14 protein-coding genes are annotated in these 23,721 nt (G+C 55.1%); 12 read left to right on the forward strand and 2 right to left on the reverse strand.

Going from position 1 to position 23,721, the window contains the following annotated elements; translation table 11 throughout:
• Positions 1–70: 70 nt before the first annotated feature.
• The 3 genes from ahpF (at position 71) to ACLL9E_RS09615 (ending at position 5,923) form a co-directional block, all read left to right on the forward strand.
• Entirely contained in the window at positions 71–1,621 is a 1,551-nt protein-coding gene (gene ahpF / locus ACLL9E_RS09605; RefSeq protein WP_411291509.1) for an alkyl hydroperoxide reductase subunit F, read from the forward strand.
• A 135-nt stretch (positions 1,622–1,756) separates the two neighbouring features.
• Positions 1,757–2,806, forward strand: a complete 1,050-nt coding sequence (locus ACLL9E_RS09610) for an efflux RND transporter periplasmic adaptor subunit (RefSeq protein WP_411291510.1) — start codon at positions 1,757–1,759, stop codon at positions 2,804–2,806.
• A gap of 12 nt (positions 2,807–2,818) precedes the next feature.
• Complete coding sequence (locus ACLL9E_RS09615; RefSeq protein WP_411291511.1) at positions 2,819–5,923, forward strand: efflux RND transporter permease subunit; 3,105 nt, start codon at positions 2,819–2,821, stop codon at positions 5,921–5,923.
• On the opposite strand, the gene ACLL9E_RS09620 is transcribed toward ACLL9E_RS09615, so the two are convergent.
• Positions 5,915–7,408, reverse strand: a complete 1,494-nt coding sequence (locus ACLL9E_RS09620; protein WP_411291512.1) for an MFS transporter — start codon at positions 7,406–7,408, stop codon at positions 5,915–5,917. The two genes, ACLL9E_RS09615 and ACLL9E_RS09620, sit on opposite strands and share 9 nt — an antisense overlap.
• Positions 7,409–7,513: 105 nt before the next feature.
• Entirely contained in the window at positions 7,514–8,542 is a 1,029-nt protein-coding gene (locus tag ACLL9E_RS09625; protein WP_411291513.1) for a LacI family DNA-binding transcriptional regulator, read from the reverse strand.
• Positions 8,543–8,835: 293 nt separating this feature from the next.
• On the opposite strand from ACLL9E_RS09625, the gene ACLL9E_RS09630 reads away from it, so the two are divergent.
• From ACLL9E_RS09630 to ACLL9E_RS09670, 9 genes are all read left to right on the forward strand, one after another.
• Entirely contained in the window at positions 8,836–11,559 is a 2,724-nt protein-coding gene (locus ACLL9E_RS09630) for a TonB-dependent receptor (RefSeq protein ID WP_411291514.1), read from the forward strand.
• Positions 11,560–11,635: 76 nt separating this feature from the next.
• Positions 11,636–13,159 (forward strand): tryptophan halogenase family protein, encoded by a 1,524-nt coding sequence (locus ACLL9E_RS09635; RefSeq protein ID WP_411291537.1) that lies wholly within the window; start codon positions 11,636–11,638, stop codon positions 13,157–13,159.
• On the forward strand, positions 13,156–14,952 hold the full coding sequence (locus ACLL9E_RS09640; protein WP_411291515.1) for an alpha-amylase family glycosyl hydrolase: 1,797 nt from the start codon (positions 13,156–13,158) through the stop codon (positions 14,950–14,952). Before ACLL9E_RS09635 ends, ACLL9E_RS09640 begins: the two co-directional genes overlap by 4 nt.
• On the forward strand, positions 14,949–16,574 hold the full coding sequence (locus tag ACLL9E_RS09645; protein WP_411291516.1) for an alpha-amylase family glycosyl hydrolase: 1,626 nt from the start codon (positions 14,949–14,951) through the stop codon (positions 16,572–16,574). Before ACLL9E_RS09640 ends, ACLL9E_RS09645 begins: the two co-directional genes overlap by 4 nt.
• The gene (locus ACLL9E_RS09650) at positions 16,571–18,649 is read left to right on the forward strand and encodes a glycoside hydrolase family 97 protein (RefSeq protein WP_411291517.1); all 2,079 of its coding nucleotides are present in this window, start codon (positions 16,571–16,573) and stop codon (positions 18,647–18,649) included. The genes ACLL9E_RS09645 and ACLL9E_RS09650 overlap by 4 nt, the downstream gene beginning before the upstream one ends.
• Before the next feature lie 2 nt (positions 18,650–18,651).
• Positions 18,652–19,590, forward strand: a complete 939-nt coding sequence (locus tag ACLL9E_RS09655) for an alpha/beta hydrolase (RefSeq protein WP_411291518.1) — start codon at positions 18,652–18,654, stop codon at positions 19,588–19,590.
• Positions 19,590–21,098, forward strand: a complete 1,509-nt coding sequence (locus tag ACLL9E_RS09660; RefSeq protein ID WP_411291519.1) for a tryptophan halogenase family protein — start codon at positions 19,590–19,592, stop codon at positions 21,096–21,098. The genes ACLL9E_RS09655 and ACLL9E_RS09660 overlap by 1 nt, the downstream gene beginning before the upstream one ends.
• A gap of 63 nt (positions 21,099–21,161) precedes the next feature.
• On the forward strand, positions 21,162–22,298 hold the full coding sequence (gene wecB, locus ACLL9E_RS09665) for a non-hydrolyzing UDP-N-acetylglucosamine 2-epimerase (RefSeq protein WP_411291520.1): 1,137 nt from the start codon (positions 21,162–21,164) through the stop codon (positions 22,296–22,298).
• Between the two features lie 108 nt (positions 22,299–22,406).
• Entirely contained in the window at positions 22,407–23,708 is a 1,302-nt protein-coding gene (locus tag ACLL9E_RS09670; RefSeq protein WP_411291521.1) for a UDP-glucose dehydrogenase family protein, read from the forward strand.
• Positions 23,709–23,721: the final 13 nt, after the last annotated feature.

The following is a 23,721-nucleotide window of genomic DNA, read 5'->3' on the forward strand; positions in this document are numbered from 1 at the left end:
CTGATTTTCGTGAAGAAGTTCAGCCGCGCACCGTCGCGGCCAAAATCTGTTCGTTTGAAAGAGACCGCTCATGCTTGATGCAGCAACCACCGCCCAGCTTAAATCCTATCTGGCAAACCTGCGCACGCCAGTGGAGCTTGTCGCCACGTTGGACGATAGCGCGAAGTCGGCGGAGATGCGGTCGCTTGTAGAAAGCGTGGCCGAACAGTCGCATTTGCTTTCCGCGCGCTTTGACGGGCATGCCGGCCGAGTACCTTCCTTTGCGATCCGTCGCGGCGATGGCACCGCAGAGACTCATTTTGCTGGCCTTCCATTGGGTCATGAATTTACATCGCTTGTACTCGCTTTGCTCCACATGGGCGGTCATCCGCCGAAGGAAGAAGCGGAGTTGCTGGAATCAGTGAAGGCACTTGAAGGCGATTTTCGCTTTGAATCCTTCTTCTCCTTATCCTGCCAAAACTGTCCTGATGTCATTCAGGCCATCAACATCATGGCAGCATTGAACCCGAGCGTTAGCCATGTCGCGATTGACGGAGCAATGTTCCGCGAAGAGGTCGAAGCCCGTAAGGTGATGGCGGTTCCAGCAATCTATCTTAACGGTGAGCTATTTGGTCAGGGCCGAATGGATCTGTCGCAGATCATGGCAAAGCTAGACACGGGCACCGTCGCGCGTGCTGCTGACAAGATTGCCGCGAAGGAACCGTTTGAGGTGCTTGTGGTCGGCGGCGGCCCCGCTGGCGCGGCTGCGGCGATTTATTCGGCACGCAAAGGCTTCCGCACCGGCGTCGTCGCAGAACGCTTTGGCGGCCAGGTGTTAGACACAATGGGCATCGAAAATTTCATCTCGGTTCAGCACACCGAAGGACCAAAACTTGCCGCACAACTGGAACAGCATGTCCGCGAATATGATGTCGACATCATGAACTTGCAGACCGCTGCTGAACTCGTCCCCGCCGGAGCCGATGGCCTGCACGAGATTAAGCTCGCCAGCGGCGCATCGCTCAAGGCGCGCACGCTCATCTTGTCAACAGGCGCGCGCTGGCGGCAAATGGGCGTTCCCGGTGAAGAGGAATATCGCAACAAGGGCGTTGCCTATTGCCCGCACTGCGACGGCCCATTGTACAAGGGCAAGCGCACGGCAGTTATTGGCGGCGGCAATTCCGGCGTAGAAGCTGCCATCGATTTGGCTGGCATCGTCGCACATGTCACCTTGATCGAATTTGATTCGCGACTGCGTGCTGACGCGGTGTTGCAGACGAAGCTTCGCAGCCTGCCAAATGTCGACGTCATTACCTCAGCGCTCAGCACCGAGGTGATTGGCGATGGCGAAAAGGTTCAGGCCTTGGTGTACACAGACCGGGGAACAAACGAATCGCACCGCATCGATCTCGACGGCATTTTCGTGCAAATCGGGCTCGTCCCAAACACCGAATGGCTTCAAGGGCCGCTTAATTTGTCGCCACGCGGCGAGATTGAGGTGGATGCGCATAATGCGACCAATCTGCCCGGCGTGTTTGCCGCAGGCGACGTCACAACCGTTCCATATAAGCAGATTATCGTTGCGATGGGTGAAGGGACAAAGGCGGGACTGTCGGCATTTGACCATATCATCCGTCATTGATCGGCAGATCATTGCTCAGTCAGAACCCGTTTTCAGCAAGAAAAAATACATTCGTCGAAAATTACTGTCCGATTGGAATAAGTTCAGCCAACCTACAAACTCCTAAGACTCCCCTCCCCCTCCCGCCGGTGAAAAATGCGTAAGCCAATAATTCTATCGTTGATGTTCTGTGTTGCGGGTTGCGGTGGTGGCGGCGATGAAAAACGTGAACGGCCCACGCCGTTGGTCACCATTGGACCTGCTGTAGCGCATCAATTCTCCGACCGTTATGTTGCCGTCGGCACGGCCAATGCAAACGAGCAGGTCTCTGTACGTGCGCCAGTAACCGAACGGATCACGCAGCTCGGCTTTTCCGACGGCGATTATGTTAAACAGGGTCAAATGCTTGCGGTCCTTGCTCAAGGGCAAGAAACTGCGTCATTAGCCAGTGCGCAAGCACGTGCGCGTGAGGCAGAGCAGCAACTTTCGCGGGTTAGCGAACTTTACCGCAGGGGATTTGCAACCAACGCCAGTCTTGATGCGCAGACCGCGTCAGCGACAGCCGCCAAGGCACAAGCCAACGAAGCCCGCGCCTCGATCGGCGACCGCGTGGTCCGCGCGCCATTTTCGGGTCAAGTGTCGCTTCGCCGCATTTCGGTCGGTGCCGTGGTGAGCGCTGGCGACGAAATCGCGGCCGTCAGTGACCTTAGCGCAATCAAGCTCGACTTTACCATTCCCGAAACGATGCTTTCGAATGTGCAAGTCGGGCAAGTCATTACCGCAAAGGCATCCGCCTATCCCGATTATGTCGCTTCGGGGAAAATCATCGCGATCGACCCGGTAATCAATCCGCAAACCCGCACGGCGACGCTTCGGGCGGTCTTGCCTAACCGAAATGCGCTGCTGAAACCGGGCATGCTTCTTTCCGTCACCATCGAGTCTAAAACACGTATCGCAGCCGCGGTGCCCGAACTTTCTTTGGTCAGAGAGGGCGAAACGAGCTTCGTCTACACCGTGGGATCGGACCTCAAGGCGAAACGCACGCCAGTTAAAACAGGCGCTCGTGACGGGAACCTAGTTGAAGTCATTGAAGGGCTAAACGTTGGCGACCGGATTGTTACCGAAGGCGTCGTGAAACTCTCCGATGGCGCAACGGTCCGCACCGGCAAGGCAAAACCGGGCGGCACCCCTGAAAAAGCGCGTTGATGCAGATCTGAAATGACCCTTTCCGATATTTCAGTTCGCAGACCCGTTTTTGCCGCCGTTCTTGCTATCTTGATGGTGCTTGTGGGTGTTGTCGGTTTTATAAGCTTACCTGTCCGCGAATATCCGGACACTGAACCCCCCATTGTGTCGGTGGGCACAGCCTACACCGGTGCCGCAGCCAGTGTTGTCGAATCACGGGTCACTCAGGTCCTCGAAAATTCGCTTGCAGGTATTGAGGGCATTCAAACCATCACGTCCCGATCGCGCGACGGGCAATCGGACATAACAATCGAATTTGCCCCGGGCCGCACCGTTGACAGTGCAGCCAATGATGTGCGCGATCGCGTCGGGGGGGCGGCCGACGATCTGCCTGAGGAGGCGCTGCCGCCCGAAGTGCGCAAAGTTGACGCAGATGCGTCGCCCATATTGTTCCTCGTCGTTTCAAAGCCTGGTTGGTCGCGCCTTGAACTGAGCGACTATGTCGACCGCAACCTGGTCGACAGGTTTTCTTCGATTGACGGTGTGGCGCGTGTTTTTGTAGGCGGCGAAGCAAGGCCATCGATGCGGATATGGCTTCAACCCGACCGCTTGGCAGCTTTGGGCCTCACGCCGCTGGACATTGAAAATGCCCTGCGCAGCCAGAATGTGGAACTGCCCGCTGGCAGGCTTGAATCGACCGATCAAAATGTGACGCTGCGGGTCAGCCGCCCTTTCGGCGATGAAGCAGAGTTTCGTCAACTCATCGTCGCGCGCGGTGCCGATGGGTCGTTGACTAGGCTCTCCGATGTGGCCCGCGTCGAAACAGGTCCGGAAAATCCATACGCCGCCTTTCGCCTGAATGGCGAGTCCGCTCTTGGCATGGGCATTGTCCGACAATCAGGGGCGAATACTTTAGCGGTGGCAGAGGGCGCCAAGGACCTTGCCGAGCAAATTAAGCCTTCGCTGCCGCAGGGGATGACGATTTCAGTCGGCTCGGATGACTCGCTGTTCATCAGCAAGGCCATTAGCGGCGTCTGGGTCACTTTGGCTGAGGCCGCAGCGCTTGTGGTTCTCGTTATTTTTCTGTTTTTGGGTAGCTGGCGGGCGACAATTATTCCAGCTGTGACCGTGCCCATTTGTCTGCTTGCAACTTTTGCGGTGCTTTGGCTGTTCGGGTTTTCAATCAACTTGCTGACATTACTTGCGCTTGTGCTGGCCATCGGGCTTGTCGTCGACGACGCCATTGTTGTGCTCGAAAATGTCTATCACCGCATCGAACAAGGTGAACCGCCCTTGGTCGCGGCGGTCACAGGCACGCGGCAGGTCGCCTTTGCCGTGGTATCTACAACAATTGTAGTTTGCGCCGTGTTTGTGCCCGTGATGTTCCTTGCCGGTCAAACCGGCTTGCTGTTCCGTGAGCTTGCGGGCGCGATGATTGCAGCGATTGCGTTTTCAGGCTTTGTGGCGCTTAGCCTCGCCCCGATGCTGTGTTCCAAACTGCTTAAGCAAGAGGAGCGGGGCCGCGTTGCACAATATGTGGACGACAAGTTCCAGCGGCTTGAGCAACGCTATGCGAACCTCCTTTCGAGAGTCATCGCAAAGCCTTTGCTTGCATCGATTGGAGTGCTTGGCTTCCTTTTGGTCGCCGGTTTTCTGTTCACAACTTTGCAGTCGGAATTGGCACCGGCTGAAGACATTGGCATTTTGAGCGCCAATATTTCTGCCCCTGAGGGCACGAGTTTCGAAGCGATGGACAAATATATGCTTCAAGCATCGGAGCCGATGGTGAATCTTTTGAAGCAGGGTACTGTCCGTTCGGTCATCCAACGGACGCCCGGCGGATTTTCTGCAAGCGACGACTTCAACAGCGGAACGTTCATCGTCTTTCTAAAGCCTTGGGAAGAGCGTACCGAGAAAACCGAAGACGTTGTCGCCCAAGTTAACAAGATATTATCAGAGCTGCCTGCTGTGCGCGGAAATGCTTCGGTTCGATCATCCATCGGGCGAGGCCGCGGCCAACCCGTCAATTTCGTTATTGCTGGGTCGACCTATGAATCGCTCAGCATGGCACGCGACCGCATTCTGGCCGCAGCGAGTGAAAATCCCGGCATTGTGAACATGGATTCCGACTACAAGGAAACCAAGCCACAAATGGAAATTCAGGTTGATACGGCACGCGCTGGCGATCTTGGTATATCGGTAGCCGATGTCAGCCAGGCACTGCAGTCTCTGCTTGGGTCGCGCCGCGTGTCGACTTATGTTGACCGTGGCGAAGAATATCGTGTCATCGTTCAGGCTGACGCACAGGACCGCGCAACGCCCGAAAACCTTGCGGCAATTCAGTTGAGGACGCGCGATGGCTCGCTCGTATCGCTCGCCAACCTGATAAAATATACCGAGACAGCGGGCGCACGCGACCTTGGCCGGTTTAACAAGCTGCGTGCCATAACATTGTCGGGTGGCTTGGCACCGGGCTATTCCATGGGCGAAGCGCTCGCATTTCTTGAAGAACAAGCCGCCGCATCGCCTGAAGTGCTGGCCGTCGGTTACCGCGGAGAGAGTCAGGCTTTTAAGGAAACAGGCGGATCGATTGTCCTCGTTTTCCTTCTGACCATCCTGCTTGTCTATCTTGTATTGGCCGCGCAGTTTGAAAGCTTCGTTCATCCAATGACCATTATCATGACCGTCCCATTGGCGGTCGGCGGCGGCGTCATCGGTCTTGCCCTGACAGGAATGACTCTGAACCTTTACAGCCAAATTGGTATCGTCATGCTCGTTGGATTAGCCGCGAAAAACGGCATCTTGATCGTTGAATTTGCAAACCAGCTTCGTGATGAAGGCATGGAAATCATCGAAGCCATTCAGCAGGCATCAGCCCGCCGCTTGCGGCCAATTCTCATGACATCCATCGCAACGGTGTTTGGCGCAATCCCGCTGGCCATTGCGGGAGGCGCTGGCGGCGCTGCTCGTTCCGCAATCGGCGTCGTCATCGTCTTTGGCGTCACCCTTGCAACGCTAATCACACTGGTGCTCATCCCGCTTATTTACTCGCGTCTTGCCAAATATACCGGCTCGCCCGAAGCGGTGTCCCGCCGCCTTGAAGCGGAGCTGAAAGCGAAAGAGCAACCCTCAGCTTGACACGTCTTCTTTTACGCGAAGCATAGCCAGCGCAGCGAGCGCCATCACGGCTGCGGCAAACGCCATTGTCCAGATTGGTTCTGTCGGAAAATAAAGCTTCAACACCGTGCCCATCGCGGTTGCGACCAAAAGCTGCGGTACAACGATGAATACATTAAAAAGCCCCATATAAATGCCAAGCTTTTGCTGCGGCAGGCTTGATGCCAAAATGGCGTAAGGCATCGCGAGGATTGACGCCCAAGCTATGCCAATGCCGATTTCGGCAATCAACAGCATCTGCGGATCACGCAAAAAGATAAACGCAGCAAATCCAGCAGAACCGGCTAGCAAGCAAATGACATGCGTACGCACCTTGCCAACTGTCCGCGCCATGACGGGCAGCAGGAATAGAGCAGCCAACGCCGCGACGCCATTGTAGACGGCAAACAATATACCCACCCAGTTGCCTCCGGCATTATAAGCGGCAGACGCGGGGTCGCTTGAACCAAATGCATATTGGGCGACGACTGGAGTGGTATAGATCCACATGATGAACAAGGCAGACCAGCTGAAAAACTGTGTCACCGCGAGTTTTTTCATAATATCGGGCATACCAGAAAAGTCGCCCACAATATCGCTCAGCATATTGTTACCGCGCCCACTTTTGGCAAGATTGATGGCGATGATGCTTGCGACGCCATATGCGGCCAACAATGCGCCAAGCAGATACATTTCCTTTTCAAGACCAGTCACCAAAACCAGCAGCGCAACAGCGATACCAGCGCCGATCCAGACAACGGCGCTGGTGGGTGAACGCGCCGCCAACGCCCGAAGCGTCGACTGACCGTCCGATTGACTGTCGCCATCAAAGGCGCGCAATTCTTCCGGGCTGTATTCCTGTGTCGTCAATACGGTCCATAGGACGGAAATCAGATAGACAAGTCCGCCGAACCAGAAGCTGTATTTTACGGTGTCGGGAATGCCGCCACCGGCGACTTCATTGGCTACGCCCAGATGATCAAGCATCCATGGGAAAATCGAACCAACAACCGCGCCAGCACCGATGAAAGCGGTTTGAAGCGAGTAACCGGCTGTATGCTGGTCCTTGCGCAACATATCGCCGACGAACGCCCTGAACGGTTCCATCGAAACATTTATCGATGCGTCCAAAATCCACAGCATTCCCGCGGCAAACCACAAGGCGGGCGACAATGGCATGATGACCAGAGCGAGGGAGGCCAAAACTGCCCCTGCCAGAAAATAGGGCCGCCGACGTCCAAGCCGACCCAACCATGTCCGGTCGCTCATGTGGCCGATGATGGGTTGCACCAACAGCCCCGTCAAAGGTGCAGCAATCCATAAGACGGTCAAATTGTCGAGGCTTTCGCCCAAGGATTGGAATATCCGGGACATGTTCGCATTTTGCAACGCAAAGCCAATTTGAATCCCAAAGAAACCAAAGCTGATATTCCACAGCCCCCAAAAGCCCTGACGCGGCTTTTCCATTACGCTCTCCCTCATATTTTTATGGCTTGAGGCTGGCAGAATACGAAGGACGCCGCAATGCTCCGACGCACGTTTCGACGCTACGCATACGTATAAGGCACCAGACTAGCGGTGCGATCCGCAGGACTCGCGAATGATAAGTTTTGCCGGCAACACCGCTGTTGGCGCTTGCTCGTTACGGATTTGCTTCAATACGCCATCAACGAGGACTTCGCCTGCTAGACGATAATCTTGTTGAATGGTTGTCAATGGCGGGTGCGTCAGACTAGCTGCCGGAATATCGTCGAAACCGATTATCGCGACGTCGCCTGGGATATCCAATCCGCGTTCGCGCAATGCCCGCATGGCGCCAATGGCGATCGTGTCGCTTGCAGTAAAAATAGAATCGAATGTCTCGCCACTGTCGATAAGCTGCATCGCTGCCTGATATCCGGCTTCCTGCGCATTGAGGGCGTCAATCTGCAATCTGGGATTTGCAATGATCCCCTCGCCGCCGTGAGCCTCGCATAACCCACGATATCGGTCCTGAAATTCGGGATAATGGCTGCTGGCATCACCTAAAAAGGCGATGTGACGGCGGCCATGCTGCAATAAATGCCGCGCAGCATCTATACCGCCACGAAAATTATCGCAGCCGATGGTCGTGCCGGGCTGGCCTTCTTGGGCAAAGCCCCACCGGACAAAATGCGTGCCTTGCTCGACAAGCTTTTCAAGCTTGGCACGGTAAAGTTCATAGTCGCCATAGCCAAGCAAGATAATACCATCGGCCTTTCGGCTGTCTTCATAATCGACGTGCCAATTGGCTGATAATTGCTGAAAGGATATCAGCAAGTCATACCCGCGTTGGGCGCAGGTCCGCGTCAAAGAACCGAGCATCGAAAGAAAGAACGGGTTAATACCGGTGTCGTCGAGCGAAGGCTCTTCAAAAAACAGCAAGGCAAGCGTCCGCGTCTCCTGCAACCGCAAGTTGGATGCGTTTTTATCGACTTTATAGTTCAGCTGTTGCGCTATCGCTTCAATGCGCAGGCGCGTTTGTTCGGATACGGTCGGGCTTCCGCGCAATGCACGCGACACCGTGGGCTGCGAAACGCCCGCAAGCTGGGCGATATCAAATGATGTGGCTTTACCCGCCATGGCTGGTCAGCGCCTTTCCAACTCCCGCGGCCAAAGTAGATGGAAAGCGCAGTGAGCGCAACCGAACCGGAAATCGCTTAGGACAAGGGTTTGCGTGTTCTCAATCGACGCGGATGTGGCAAATACGCCACAGTCGCGGCTGCATATTTTGAATACGTATGTGGATTCGTGGTCAATTCCGAAGATGCAGCGCATTTTAACATCATAATCAAAGCATCTGAATTTTCGTCGGATGTTCAACGAAGCGGGTTATCGTCCCCAAAATAGGACGGAGCCATTTAGGGGAGTGAAACATGGGCAAGTTCCATTTTAATTCAGCACGCCAATTTGGGCATGGGGCAAGCCGCCTTGCGCTCGGTGCTGCATTGGTTGCAGCATTTGCCGCGCCATCATTCGCGCAAGACGCGCCGCCCGCTGAAAGCGAAGACGACGTCATCGTCGTTTCCGGCTTCCGTGCATCGCTGGAAAACGCAGTTAACGAAAAGAAGAACAACGACCAGATTGTTGAATCTGTTTCGGCCGAGGATATCGGCAAGTTGCCCGATGCTTCCATCGGTGAATCCATTGCCCGCCTGCCTGGCGTTACGTCGCAGCGTCTGAACGGCCGTTCGAACAACATCTCGATCCGCGGATTTGGTCCTGACTTCTCACAGACCACGCTTAACGGGCGCGAGCAGACGTCAACCGGCGATAACCGCGCCGTCGAGTTTGACCAATATCCTTCGGAGATCGTCAGCCAGGTCGTTATATACAAATCGCCAACTGCATCGCTTGTTGGTCAGGGCCTCGTCGGAACTATCGACATTCGCACGGTTCGGCCGCTTGATTATGGCAAGTCCGTCCTCGCCGTTGGCGCGCGCGGCTCCTACGCTGACTTGGGCGCATTGAACGCCGGTTCCAAAAAATATGGATATCGCGCCAACGCTACCTTCATCGACCAGTTTGCCGATGACACGATCGGCGTCGCATTGTCGGTATCATATGTAGATGAACCCTACCAGCTCCAGGAATTCAACGCATGGGGCTATGCAGGATCTGGCACTGCGGCGTCGCCAGCAGTCATCGGTGGATCGAAGTCGTATGTGACATCTACGCAGCTCAAGCGCCTTGGATTGAATGGCACGGTGCAATATCAGGCATCCGACACGGTGCGCATGACGTTTGATGCCTTCTATTCCAACTTCAAGGATGATCAGTCCAAGCGTGGCATAGAGTTGCCATTAGGCTTCGGTGCATTTGGTACAACGTTCAATCCGGCAACGGCAACTGTATCAGACGGGTTTGTAACCGCCGGTACGTTCAACAATGTCCAAGGTGTCGTTCGCAACGATATCTTCGAGCGTAAGGCTGATCTTTATTCGTTCGGCTATAACGCAGAGTATAAAGGTGATGATGGCTGGAAAGCCTTTATCGACGTGGGCTATTCGAAAACGGACCGAAATGAGTTGAGCATTGAAGCCTATTCGGGAACTGGCTTTGGTCAACCCCTTGGCGCAACAGACACCATCCGTTTTACCTCTGGTCCGTCAGGCACCGTGTTTAGCCCAACATTGGACTACAGCAACCCTGCCCTCATTAAGCTGACCGATCCGCTTGGCTGGGGCGGCGGCACCGTTCCGCAGGCGGGTTACTATAATAATCGCATCGTTGAAGATGAGCTAAAGCAGTATCGCGTTGGCGTTGAAAAAGAAGTCGATGGCTTTTTCTCAGCGATCAAATTTGGTTTGAACTACACGGATCGCGGCAAAAGCCTGACACCAGATGAATCTCTTGTTCGTTTGCGTGGCGGAGCGTTGGAACTCCCAATTCCTGCTGGTGCGTTGCTTCGTCCAACCAATCTGGGCTATCTCGGTCTTGGCCCGATTGTGAGCTATGATGCACGGGATTTGATTGCGGATGGTACGCTCGTTCTGGAACGCAACACTTCACCTGACATCCCTGCCAAAGCCTTCCGTGTCTCCGAAGATCTGATGACTGCCTATCTCCAGGCAGATATCGAACAGGAAATGGGCAGCGGCACGCTTACGGGCAACATTGGCGTCCAAGCCATACATACCGATCAAGGTTCTTCGGGCACGGTATTTGCAAGGGGTGTTCCCAGGCAGGTCAGTGCGAGCGCAAATTATTGGGACGTTTTGCCAAGCCTGAACCTGTCGATGCGTTTTGACAGTGATTTCGTCATCCGCTTCGCTGCCTCGCGTCAAATTCAGCGCCCCCGTTTGGACGATTTGCGCGTGGCAGTATCATACGACATCAGCAATGTTGTCGCGAACAGCCCGACAGGTGTTGCACCGTTCATCGACGGCAATGGCGGCAACCCCCAGCTTCGTCCTTATCGTGCCAATGCATTTGATTTGAACTTTGAAAAATATTTCGGCCAGTCGGGTCTCATTTCCATCCAGCTGTTCCATAAAGACATCAAGAGCTACATTGACCGGACTCGGTTCCCGTTCGACTTTGATGGCTACCCATTGCCGACTGGCCTTCCGCCAGCAACGCTAATTGGTCGTTTGGAGTCGTCGTTTAACACTGGCGGCGGTAAGCTCTATGGTGGCGAACTGGCCGTAACCTTGCCATTCAGCAACTTCAGCGAAGCGCTTGACGGCTTTGGCGTGACCGGCGGCGTTGGGTACACCAAGACGAAAATCAAGGACGCGGGCGGCAATGTCGACCAGATCCCTGGCTATTCGAAATGGGTCGCCAACGGCACAGCCTATTTTGAGAAGTGGGGTTTCAATGCACGCGGTTCAGTGCGTTACCGTTCGACCTTCCTTGGTGACTTCACTGGCTTTGGTGGCTCACCGACGCGGCGCACAGCGCTTGCCGAAATGATTGTCGATGGCCAGATTGGCTATGACTTCCAGGATGGCAGCGCGTTGCAGGGTCTGTCGCTCTATCTGCAGGGCCAAAACCTGACGGACGAACGCTTTGCCTCAGTCGGCGCGAGCCGCAACCAAGTGATCGATTACCAGATATACGGTCGTCGCTTCTTGGCTGGCTTTAACTACAAGTTCTGATGCACTAACAAGGGCCCCCGCCATGTAAAGGTTTGACCTGACGTGGCGGGGGCTTTTTTTGTCTTGAGTGGGGATGATGCGCAGGTCGCTCAAAAACATCGTGATTGCAGGAGGGGGAACGGCCGGATGGATGGCCGCGTCTGCATTCGCCCGCTTTCTTGGTCCGGATTACAACGTCCGTCTCATCGAATCTGAGGAGATTGGCACAGTCGGCGTCGGCGAAGCTACAATCCCCGCCATCCAGTTGTTCAACCAAAGCCTCGGCATTGACGAAAACGAATTTGTGCGCGCAACGCAAGGCTCGTTCAAACTCGGTATTGAATTTGTCGACTGGTCCGAACCCGGACATCGTTATTTGCACGCCTTTGGCGGAGTCGGGCGGCCGCTTGGACTGTTGCCGTTCCATCAATATTGGTTGCGTCATCACCAAATGGGCGGAAAATCTTCACTGTGGGACTATGCCCCCACTGCCATTGCAGCTGCGCGGAACCGCTTTGGGCGGCCGCAGGAAAATCCCGGTGGTCTTCCCAGCGGCGTTGGATATGCCTATCATTTTGACGCCGGATTATATGCAGCGTTCCTACGCAAATATGCCGAGGCGCGTGGTGTGGTCCGAAGCGAAGGCCGCATCGCCGGCGTGTCGGTTCATCCTGAAAGCGGCCATATTGAAAGTCTGACTCTGAATTCAGGCGAAGTTGTTGCAGGCGATCTGTTCATTGACTGCTCAGGCTTTCGGGGACTGCTGATCGAAGACGCACTGCAGAGCGGATATGAGGACTGGTCTAACTTTCTACCTTGCAACCGTGCCGTGGCTGTCCCGTGTGCTTCGGTTGATCCGTTGACGCCCTATACAAGATCGACGGCGCGCGAGGCCGGGTGGCAATGGCGTATCCCGCTCCAACACCGGACGGGTAATGGTTATGTCTATTGCAGCGATTTTGTCAGCGACGCCGATGCGACGGACACTTTGCTGTCAACTCTGGATGGTGAACCACTGGCCGAACCCCGACAGCTTCGTTTTGTGACCGGCAAGCGGCGGCATATCTGGAAGCATAACTGCGTAGCGCTCGGTTTATCCAGTGGTTTTCTTGAGCCATTGGAATCGACCAGCATCCATCTGATCCAGACCGGAATTGCCAAGCTGCTCGAATTTTTTCCTTCTTCAGGCTTCCATCAGCCCGACATCGACGCGTTTAACGCGCGCATGGATTTTGAATTCCACGCCATCCGAGATTTCATCATCCTTCATTACAAGGCGACTAATCGTCCCGGGATATTTTGGAAACGATGCCGCGAAATGGACATTCCCGACAGTCTGGCCGAAAAGATGGACCTGTTCCGAACCAATGGCCGGATATTGCGGTTCAATGACGAACTGTTCACTGAACTTGGCTGGCTTCAGGTCATGTGGGGTCAAGGATTGCGGCCCGAAAGCTATAGCCCGCTTGCCGACCTCCTCAGCGCCGAACAACTGGCGGAGTTTTTGGCCATCGCATCGCGCCACGCGGATCATGTGGCGGGCCAGATGCCCCCGCATCACGAATATATCGCGGCGCGTTGTGCTGCCCCTGCCTTTGACCATAAGAAAGCTATGCCATGAAAGCAAAGTCGCTCGTTATCGCAGCCAGCCTGTTCGTAAGCGCATTTGCCTCGCCCCTCGCCGCACAAGCGTACCGCGACCGGTTGCCCGAAGACGAGGTCATTTATTTCGTGTTGCCCGACCGCTTTGCCAATGGTGATCCAAAAAATGACAGAGGCGGCCTTAAAGGTGGCCCGTTGAACCATGGGTTCGATCCAACCCATAAAGGATTTTATCAGGGCGGCGACCTGAAGGGGTTGACTCAAAAACTGGGCTATATCCAGTCACTTGGAATCACTGCAATTTGGTTTGCCCCCATATTCAAGAACAAGCCCGTTCAAGGCGGCCCTGGTCAGGAAAGCGCTGGCTATCACGGATATTGGATTACCGATTTTACATCGGTCGATCCCCATTTTGGCACCAATGCCGAGTTTAAAGCCTTTGTGGATGCTGCCCACAAGCGCGGTATGAAGGTATATATGGACATTGTCGCTAACCACACGGCGGACGTGATCCGATATCGCGATTGTCCCGGCGACTGCGCCTACCGAAACATCGCAGACTATCCATATTCCCGCAAAGGCGGGGTGACTGGCGCGCCAATCAATCCGGGCTTTGCGGGCGACAGCGTCCAGACAGATGAAAATTTCGCCAAGCTCACTGACACAAACTTTGCGTACCAACCGTTCGTGCCGAAAGCCGAGGAAAATGTGAAGGTTCCCGCATGGCTGAACGACATCCGCTATTACCACAATCGCGGTAACTCCTACTGGAAGGGCGAAAGCGTCGTGTATGGCGACTTCGTCGGGTTGGATGATGTTGCCACCGAAAACCCCCGCGTCGTGCGTGGTTTTATCGATGTATTCGGAAAATGGATCGATGATTTTGGCGTAGACGGCTTTCGCATTGATACATCGAAGCATGTCAATTCCGAGTTCTGGCAGGCGTTTATTCCGGCGATGGAAAAGCGGGCAAAGGCGCGCGGCATCCCGAACTTCCATATATTTGCCGAGGTGATGGTGGACGGCGTCGATACCGCGACGCTTGCGCGCTATAACCGGACGGACCAATATAACACGCTCGATTTTGCGTTCACCTGGGCTGTTGTCGAGGCACTGAGCGGCAAAAACGGGCCAGAGGCGCTGAGCCGATTGATCGCCAATGATGTGCTTTATCGTGATGGACCGTCCTCGGCCAAACGGATGCCGACATTTTTGGGCAATCACGACATTGCACGTTTTTCAACGAACCTGCGAAAGCGCATGCCTGAGATCAGTCAGGAAGAATTGCTTCAGCGCGTTCAACTCGGCCACGCGCTGATGTTTACAATGCGCGGTGTCCCCACCATCTACTCGGGCGATGAACAGGGTTTTGTGGGCGATGGCGGCGATCAGGATGCACGCGAAACGCATTTCGCCTCAAAGGTCAAAGTCTATCTCGATAATGACCTAATTGGCACCGGCAACAGCCATGCGCAGGACAATTATGCGCAGGATCACCCGATTTATCAGCATATTGCCAAGCTATCGAAAATCAGGCTGGCGTCACCGGCGTTGCGCCGCGGCAGCACTATTGTGCGCAACCATGGCGAAAAGCCCGGCCTGTTTGCCTTCAGCCGTATCGATGAAGCGAGCGGCGAGGAAATTGTGGTTGTCGCCAATACCAGCGACCAGCCAATAACCGGAAACTTCGAACTTAATCCGCGTTCTACAAGCTTTGCATCCGTCCACGGCGCCTGCCCTGTTTTAAATGCACCCGGGTCGGCGTCCGTCTCCTTACAGCCGCTTGATTATGTAATCTGCTCCGTAAAATGACTGAAACATTACCCTCCCCAGTACAGGCACAACGGCAAATTTGGTGGCGCGGTGCGACCATATATCAGGTCTATCCCCGGAGCTTCTGCGACTCCAACGGCGATGGCATCGGTGATTTGCCGGGCATCACGTCCAAGCTGCATTATATCGCGTCACTTGGTGTCGATGCTTTATGGCTGTCGCCCTTCTTCACCTCGCCGATGAAGGATTTCGGCTATGATGTGGCCGATTATTGCGGCGTTGACGCCATCTTTGGCACATTGTCCGATTTCGACGATTTGATCGCAAAAGCGCACAGTCTTGGCCTGAACGTCTTGATTGACCAGGTATATTCGCACACGTCCGACCAGCATGCGTGGTTTGCCGAAAGCCGGTCGAGCCGCGATAATGCGCGTGCGGACTGGTATGTCTGGGCGGATCCAAAAGCCGACGGTTCGCCGCCCAATAACTGGCAGTCGGTATTTGGCGGTCCTGCCTGGACATGGGATGCACGGCGCGGCCAATATTATATGCACAATTTCTTGAGCAGCCAGCCCCAGATCAACATGCACAATCCAGTCGTGCAAGACGCCATGCTTGGTGTTGCGCAGTTCTGGCTTGACCGCGGGGTGGACGGTTTCCGTGTCGATGCCATCAATTTTGCAATGCATGACCCGGATTTAAGGAACAATCCGCCTGCCCCATCCGGCAACGGCCTGCGTACGCGGCCGTTTGATTTCCAGTTGAAGGTCCACAACCAATCGCATCCCGATATTCCTAGGTTCATTGCCCGTTTGCGCACACTGATGGACAAATATCCGGGCCGTTTCTCGGTAGCTGAAGTGGGCGGCGCTGAACCTGATCGCGAGATGAAGGCTTTCACAGCTGGCGATCGCCATTTTAACAGCGCCTACGGGTTCAACTTCCTGTACGCTGAGCAGCTTACACCAGCGTTGGTTCGCGAAGCTGTGGAAGGATGGCCGGACGACGCGGGCGTTGGTTGGCCAAGCTGGGCGTTTTCCAACCATGACGCCCCGCGGTGGATTAGCCGCTGGGCACCAGCTGATGCGCGCCAAGCTTATGCGGCGATGGTAATGATGCTGTTCATTTCGCTGCGCGGCAACGTCATCCTCTGGCAAGGCGAAGAGCTTGGCCTAACGCAGGTCGATATCCCGTTCGATAAATTGCAGGATCCAGAAGCCATTGCCAACTGGCCGTTAACCTTAAGCCGCGACGGCACACGCACACCCATGCCATGGAGCGCAGAGGCCGAAAATTGCGGATTCAGCAGTGCAGAACCGTGGCTTCCGCTGGGTGCGGACCATCGCTTTATGGCCGTGGACCTTGAAGAAGCTGACCCGCAATCCATGCTTGCATTGACGAAGCGTCTAATCGCAACCCGCAATGCCAACGAAGCTCTGCAAAACGGTGATCTGCAAATCATCGAGGCACGGGGTGACTTGCTCGTTTTCGAACGCCGCAGTCCACATCAGCATCTGATCTGTGCATTCAATATGGGCAGCGAAGCCGTTAGCTGGCAACCGGCCCAGCCTGACAGGTGGAGAATGTTGACGTCTGTCAATGACGCAGCGCCCCAGATGCTTCCCGCTTTTGCTGCCCAAATCATGGAGAAAATTGCATGACTCCCGCCATAATCAGCTCGCGCAAGGGCAACCACGGCGCCGCAAACCGGGCTTTGCTCGGCGTGATCGCCATAAGCGCGTTGTTCATGCCGTTTGCGGCGCGCGCGCAGTCTGTCGCGTCCGCTACTTCACCAAATGGAACGGTCAAGGTCGATATCACCATCGATGGCGATGGCCGCGTTGCCTACGCTGTCACGCGCAAGGGCAAGCCAGTCCTCGCACCATCCAAGCTTGGCTTTCTGTTTACAGACACTGTAAAAATCGACCGCCGGCTTGCCTTGGCGGGACAGGAAACGCGTGATTTTGATGAGACGTGGACTCAGCCATGGGGCGAATGGAAAAATATCCGCAACAATTATCGCGAACTTAAGATCCATCTCAAAGAAACAACGACGCTGGCGCGCGGCTTCACCGTCGCTTTCCGGCTATATGATGACGGCGTTGGTTTTCGCTATGAATTTCCCGACCAGCCAAATCTTGCCCAAGCCAATATTGCCGAAGAGCTGACCGAATTTGCGTTTGCCAATGACGGAACTGCGTGGTGGAAGCCGGCGTTTCTGTGGAACCGCGAGGAATATCTCTACAACAAAACACCGCTGTCGGCGGTGGCGAACGCGGACACGCCCGTGACGATCAAATTTGGCGATGGCACGCATGTCGCTTTGCATGAGGCGGCGTTGGTTGATTACTCGGGCATGGCGGTCGCAAGGACCGAGGGCAACACCTTGCGCGCGGCTCTTCATCCGAGCGCTGGCGAACCCAAGGTTCAGAAGAAAGGCGCCTGGAACACACCATGGCGCACGCTGATCATCGCGGATGATGCGTCGGGTATCTACCACAGCCACCTCATGCTCAACCTTAATGAACCCAATAAGCTTGGCGATGTCAGCTGGATCAAGCCGGGCAAATTTGCCGGTGTCTGGTGGAACATGATCAAGGGCGAATGGAGTTGGGCGCGCGGGCCAAAGCATGGCGCGACCAATGTTAACGTCAAACGCTACATCGATTTTGCGGCCGAGAACAAAATCCCGCACGTGTTGGTCGAAGGCTGGAACATTGGCTGGGACGGCGACTGGTTCGGAAATGGTCACGACATGGATTTTGCGCAGCCAACCGAAGATTTCGACGTCGATATGCTCGTTGCGTATGGCAAGAAAAAGGGGGTTCGCCTTATCGGCCACCATGAGACCGGAGGCGCAGCCACGCATTATGAAAACCAGTTTGACAAGGCGTTCAAATTTGCCGCCGATCACAATTATATGGTCGTCAAAACGGGCTATGTTACAGACGCTGGACAAATGGAACGCGAGGAAGCCGACGGTAGAAAATATCGCGAATGGCATCAAAGCCAATGGATGGTGAACCACCAACTGCGCGTTCTTGAAGCTGCGGCGAAATACAAAATCGGCATCGACAGCCATGAACCTGTCAAGGGTACTGGCTTGCACCGCACCTATCCAAATTGGGTGGCCCGCGAGGGGATGCGCGGGATGGAATATAATGCATGGGGTGGCAAAAACCCGCCAGAGCATGAAGCCAATGTCGTTTTTACGCGCATGTTAGAAGGCCCAATGGACTTCACGCCCGGCATACTGAGCCTGAAGGGGGAACGCGACAGCAACATATTGTCGACCATCGCAAAGCAGTTGGCGCTTTATGTTGTCATCTACTCACCCGTTCAAATGGTGGCCGACACACCCGAAAATTACGCAAAATATCCTGAACCCATGAAGTTCATCCGCGACGTGCCAACCGATTGGGAAGAGACACGCGTGCTGAACGGCGAAATTGGGGATTTTGTGACTATTGCGCGTAAGGAACGCGGCGGCAAGAACTGGTATATCGGCGCGGTCGGCGACGAAGAAGCGCGGACGGTGAACTTTAACCTCGACTTCCTCACCCCAGGCAAAAAATATACCGCAGAGATTTATCGCGATGGTGATGATGCGGATTATCGTACCGAAAAGCGGCATTCGATTGCTATCGAACGCAAAACGCTGGTGAGCACCGATGCCCTGACGATGCGGATTGCACCGGGCGGCGGCTTTGCCATCCGCCTTGTCGAGGACAAATAACCATGCCGGGCCGCCGCCCGCTGATGGCAGCCCTGACGATGCTGCTGATGGCGCTGTCGTTTGGCTCGCCCACGCAATTGAGGGCCCAGGAGCAAGGGCGTTTTGTCGACCTCGGCTCAGTGGCAACAGCAACTCAGATCGCACCGCCGAAAATTGTCGTCTGGCTCCCGCCCGGATATGATTCAAGCAAGCGCCGTTATGGCGTCATCTATATGCATGATGGCCAAAACCTGTTCGATCCGAAACGATCAAACTTCAACAAGGTCTGGGCAGCGGATAAATCAGCGCTGCGCCTCATTGCTTCGCGCCAGGTCGCGCCCTTCATCATCGTCGGTATCGACCAACCCGGGGCAGACCGCGGACGGCAATATTTCCCGCGTCCAATGCTGGAACATGTATCGCCCGCAACGCGCCAGAAGCTGGAGGCCCAAGGCAATGGAAAGCCTATGATCGCCGAAGACTATCTGCGGTTCATCGTGACCGAGCTAAAGCCGCAAATCGACCGGATGTTTCGCACCAAGTCGGGACGCAAATATACCGCCATCGCCGGGTCGAGCATGGGCGGGCTTATTTCGCTTTATGCGATTACCAAATATCCAGAGGTCTTTGGCACTGCAGGCGCGGTGTCTACCCATTTGCCGCTTGGCGATCCCAATTGGTCGGAATCCGAGCGGCAAGACATAATCTCAGCTTGGCATAAATATGTAAAATTGAATCTGGGAAAGCCGGACGGCCGACGAATTTGGTTTGACCATGGCACAGAAACGCTGGATGCCTTTTATCAGCCCTATCAAGACGCCCTTGACGCCGCATTGGTCGCGCATAAGTGGAAGAAGGGACGGGATTTTAAGAGCACAACATATCCCGGAACCCCGCATGAGGAAAATGCCTGGGCAGCGCGGCTTGATGATATTTTCGGTTGGATGCTTCGGGACTTTTAATGGCAGATGGAGAGCTTCGCTTTGTCATATTGGGCGGCGGGACGGCGGGCTGGATGGCGGCGTGCCTGCTTGCCAAAAAATGGCCGCAGCATGAGATCATTGTCGTTGAGTCGCCTGACATTGGCATCATTGGCGTCGGCGAAGGTTCAACGCCGCAATTAAAGGCATTTTTCGATACGCTTGGCCTGGCTGAATCCGACTGGATGCCGAAATGCAACGCTACGTACAAAGCCGGCATCAGCTTTCATGGTTGGTCAGAACGCCCGGGGTTCGAAAGTTATTTCCATCCCTTTCACACAGGGCTTGATCATTTTACCGACAGCCAGTTTTTCTTTCAGACCCGTGCGCGGCGGACCGGGCGCAATGTGGAGGCCCATCCCGACCGTTTCTTTTTGCCTGCCCGATTAGCAGCCGAAAAGCGCGCCCCTGTCGCCGCGACCGACTTTCCCTATGCCATCGGCTATGGCTATCATTTTGACGCCACTTTTGTCGGGCGCACCTTGCGCGACCACGCAGTAGGCAAGCTTGGTGTTACGCATCTCGAACGCACTGTGCGCCATGTGCAGATCGATGACGCGGGCAATGTGGTGCATCTGGCCACGGAAAATGACGAGGTGATTGCTGGCGATTTCTTCGTCGATTGCAGCGGTTTTGGCGGGACCATCGTTCAAAAGGCGCTGAAGCAACGGTTCATCTCCTTTGGCGATAATCTGCTCAACGATTCAGCCGTCGCCATGCCGACACCAAATGACGAAGGCGATATCCCGAGCGAAACACGGGCGACTGCATTGTCGACTGGCTGGGCGTGGCGCATTCCGCTGACCAATCGGGCGGGCAATGGTTATGTTTATTCGTCGCGTTATCTTGATGCCGATGCGGCAGAGACGGAGCTTCGGCAGCATCTCGGCCTGTTGGACAGCGACGTGCCAGCCCGGCATCTGAAAATGCGTGTCGGTCGACTTGAGCGATGCTGGGTGGGCAACTGCCTTGCCGTTGGCCTTTCACAAGGCTTCATCGAACCGCTTGAAGCGACCGCACTGCATATTGTGCAAGCCACGGTCGAAGGGTTTATCGATGCATTTGAAAATGGCGGAATGACAAACCAGTTTGCTGATGAACTCAATTCAAGTCTGGCGGGGCGCATTGAGGGAATTCGCGATTACATCGTTGCCCATTACCGCATGAACCAGCGGCATGACTCTGCATATTGGCGCGACAATGCGAGCAACGACGCCTTGTCGGATAACCTCAAGGCGCTGATGACGGCATGGTTCAGCGGTGCGGATCTGGCCGCGGAAGTTCACCGCCTTGGCATAAGCCGATATTACAGTGCTTTGTCTTGGCACTGTCTTTTTGCCGGCTATGGAACCTTTCCAGCCGACGATAGGCTCGTTGCGTCACTCGATGGACTGCAGCTTGCAAATCTGCCCGACATTGACCAGTTTCTTGCCAGGCAACTCGCGGCCTTCCCTTCACATCACGACGCGCTTGGTCGGCTCACACAATAATTTCGTTACTTTTTAGCATGTTATGCTTATCTGCGGTATTGCTGCTGGCGATGGATGCAGGGAATGAACATGCACAAAAACCTAGTGATATTCGGGACGCGGCCGGAAGCCATCAAGCTATTTCCAGTTGTCAAAGCCCTGTCACGATATGCCGGAATGCGCACCGAAGTTTTGGTCACTGCGCAACATCGCCATATGCTCGATCAAGTGCTGTCTATCAGCGGCATTGTGCCCGACTATGATCTGGATTTGATGCAAGCGGACCAGTCACTTGATGCGCTGACGGCCCGCTTGTTGGTGGCTATTGGAAATATTTTGGACAGCGCAAGACCTGACCGCGTCATTGTGCAGGGAGATACCGCCACGGCTATGGCGGGCGCTGTTGCCGCTTATTACCGAAAAATTCCGGTCAGCCATGTCGAGGCTGGTTTGCGTAGCTACGATATCTACCATCCCTGGCCCGAAGAGGTGAACCGCAAGATTATCAGCAGCATCGCCGATCAACATTTTGCACCCACCGAAATGTCAGCTGACGCCTTAAGGGCGGAAGCTGTTCCGCGAGGGCGGATATTGGTGACGGGGAACACTGTCATCGATTCGCTGCAATGGGTAACACAGCGCCTCGCGAAGGATCCGACGCGCGCTGCCCGGCTTGCGCCGCTCGCGCAACGTTTTCGTAGGCGCAAAATTATCGGGATTACGGCGCACCGTCGTGAGAATTTTGGCGATGGTATGCAAAACATCGCTGCCGCCATCAAAGCGATCGCGTCGCGCGCAGATGTGGCATGCATATTCCCGGTACATATGAATCCAAATGCGCACGCGGTCATGCACGCGGCGCTCGGCGACCTCGCGAACGTCGCCCTCATTGAGCCGCTCGACTACCCAAATTTCGTCTACCTTTTGTTGATCAGCCACATCATTCTTACCGACAGTGGCGGTGTTCAGGAGGAGGCACCGGCGCTTGGAAAGCCAGTCCTGGTGTTGCGTGACACGACCGAACGACCGGAAGGCATCATAGCGGGTACGGCAAAGCTTGTTGGCACGGAACCCAACGGCATCATTGCAGAAGTTTTCACGCTCCTGGATAATCCTGCGGCATATTCGAAGATGGCGCGCGCGCACAATCCGTTTGGTGACGGCCAAGCAAGCCAACGCATCGCGGAGGTCATTTGGAAGTCGGTCCGGCATGCAATTTGACGATCGCACCATTCGCCAAGCGTGGAACCCAAACTCGCCACACTTGTTCCTACGCGGATAACATCATAAGGCGCAGATTATCGGCAAACGCCTTTAAAGGGATACCCAATGAAAATTGCAATGATCGGTTCGGGCTATGTCGGCCTTGTTTCTGGCGCGTGCTTTGCCGATTTTGGCCATGAAGTCGTGTGTGTGGACAAGGACGAGTCAAAGATCGACCGCTTGCTCGCCAACGTCATGCCAATCTTTGAACCCGGTCTTGATGCGTTGGTAAAGACCAATGTCGATGCAGGCCGGTTAAGCTTTTCGACCGATGTAATTCAGTCTGTGAAAGGCTGTGGCGCTGTATTCATCGCCGTTGGTACGCCGTCGCGCCGTGGGGATGGCCATGCCGATCTCAGCTATGTCTATGCCGCTGCCGAGGAATTGGCGCGCGCGATTGACCCGCATACCGTGGTTGTAACAAAATCAACGGTTCCAGTCGGTACTGGCGACGAGGTTGAGCGGATCATTCGCGAAACCAGCCCCGAACTTGATTTTGCCGTAGTTTCGAACCCGGAATTTCTGCGTGAAGGCGCAGCGATCGGCGATTTCAAGCGTCCAGACCGCATTGTTGTTGGCAGCGAAGTCGAATGGGCACGCGAAGTTATGCGCGCAATTTACCGGCCGTTGTTCCTGAACGAATCTCCGATGCTGTTCACGAGCCGCCGCTCGTCCGAGTTGATTAAATATGCGGCCAACGCGTTTCTTGCGACCAAGATTACGTTCATCAATGAAATGGCCGATCTCTGCGAGAAGCTGGGTGCCAATGTGCAGGATGTGTCACGCGGCATTGGCCTTGATAATCGCATCGGTTCAAAGTTTCTGCATGCTGGCCCAGGCTATGGAGGCAGCTGCTTTCCAAAGGACACGCTGGCGCTCCTCAAAACCGCGCAGGACAATGAAACGCCCGTCAGGGTTGTTGAGGCTGTCGTGCAAGCAAATGACCTCAGGAAACGCGCAATGGGACGCAAAATCATCACTGCCTTGGGCGGTGATGTGCGTGGCATGAAAATTGGCTTACTTGGCCTGACCTTCAAGCCAAACACCGACGACATGCGTGACGCACCGTCGATTGCCATCGTTCAGACTTTGCTGGATGCGGGCGCTATCGTCCATGCGCATGACCCGGAAGGCATGGAGGAAGCTGCCAAGATTCTGCCGGATGTTATCATGGCCGAAAGCGCATATGGCGCAGCACAAGATGCAGACGCCGTGGCGTTAGTCACCGAGTGGGACGCCTATCGCGCGCTTGATCTTAAGAAACTGCATGCCGCCATGGCAGGCGATGTTTTGGTGGACTTACGCAACATCTACCGTCCCGAAGAAACGGCGGCCGCTGGCTTTAATTATGTAAGCGTAGGGCGCTGAACTCGAAAGATCG

This window comes from Sphingorhabdus sp. (assembly GCF_046596595.1).
In the GTDB taxonomy this organism is placed as follows: Bacteria; Pseudomonadota; Alphaproteobacteria; order Sphingomonadales; family Sphingomonadaceae; genus Sphingorhabdus_B.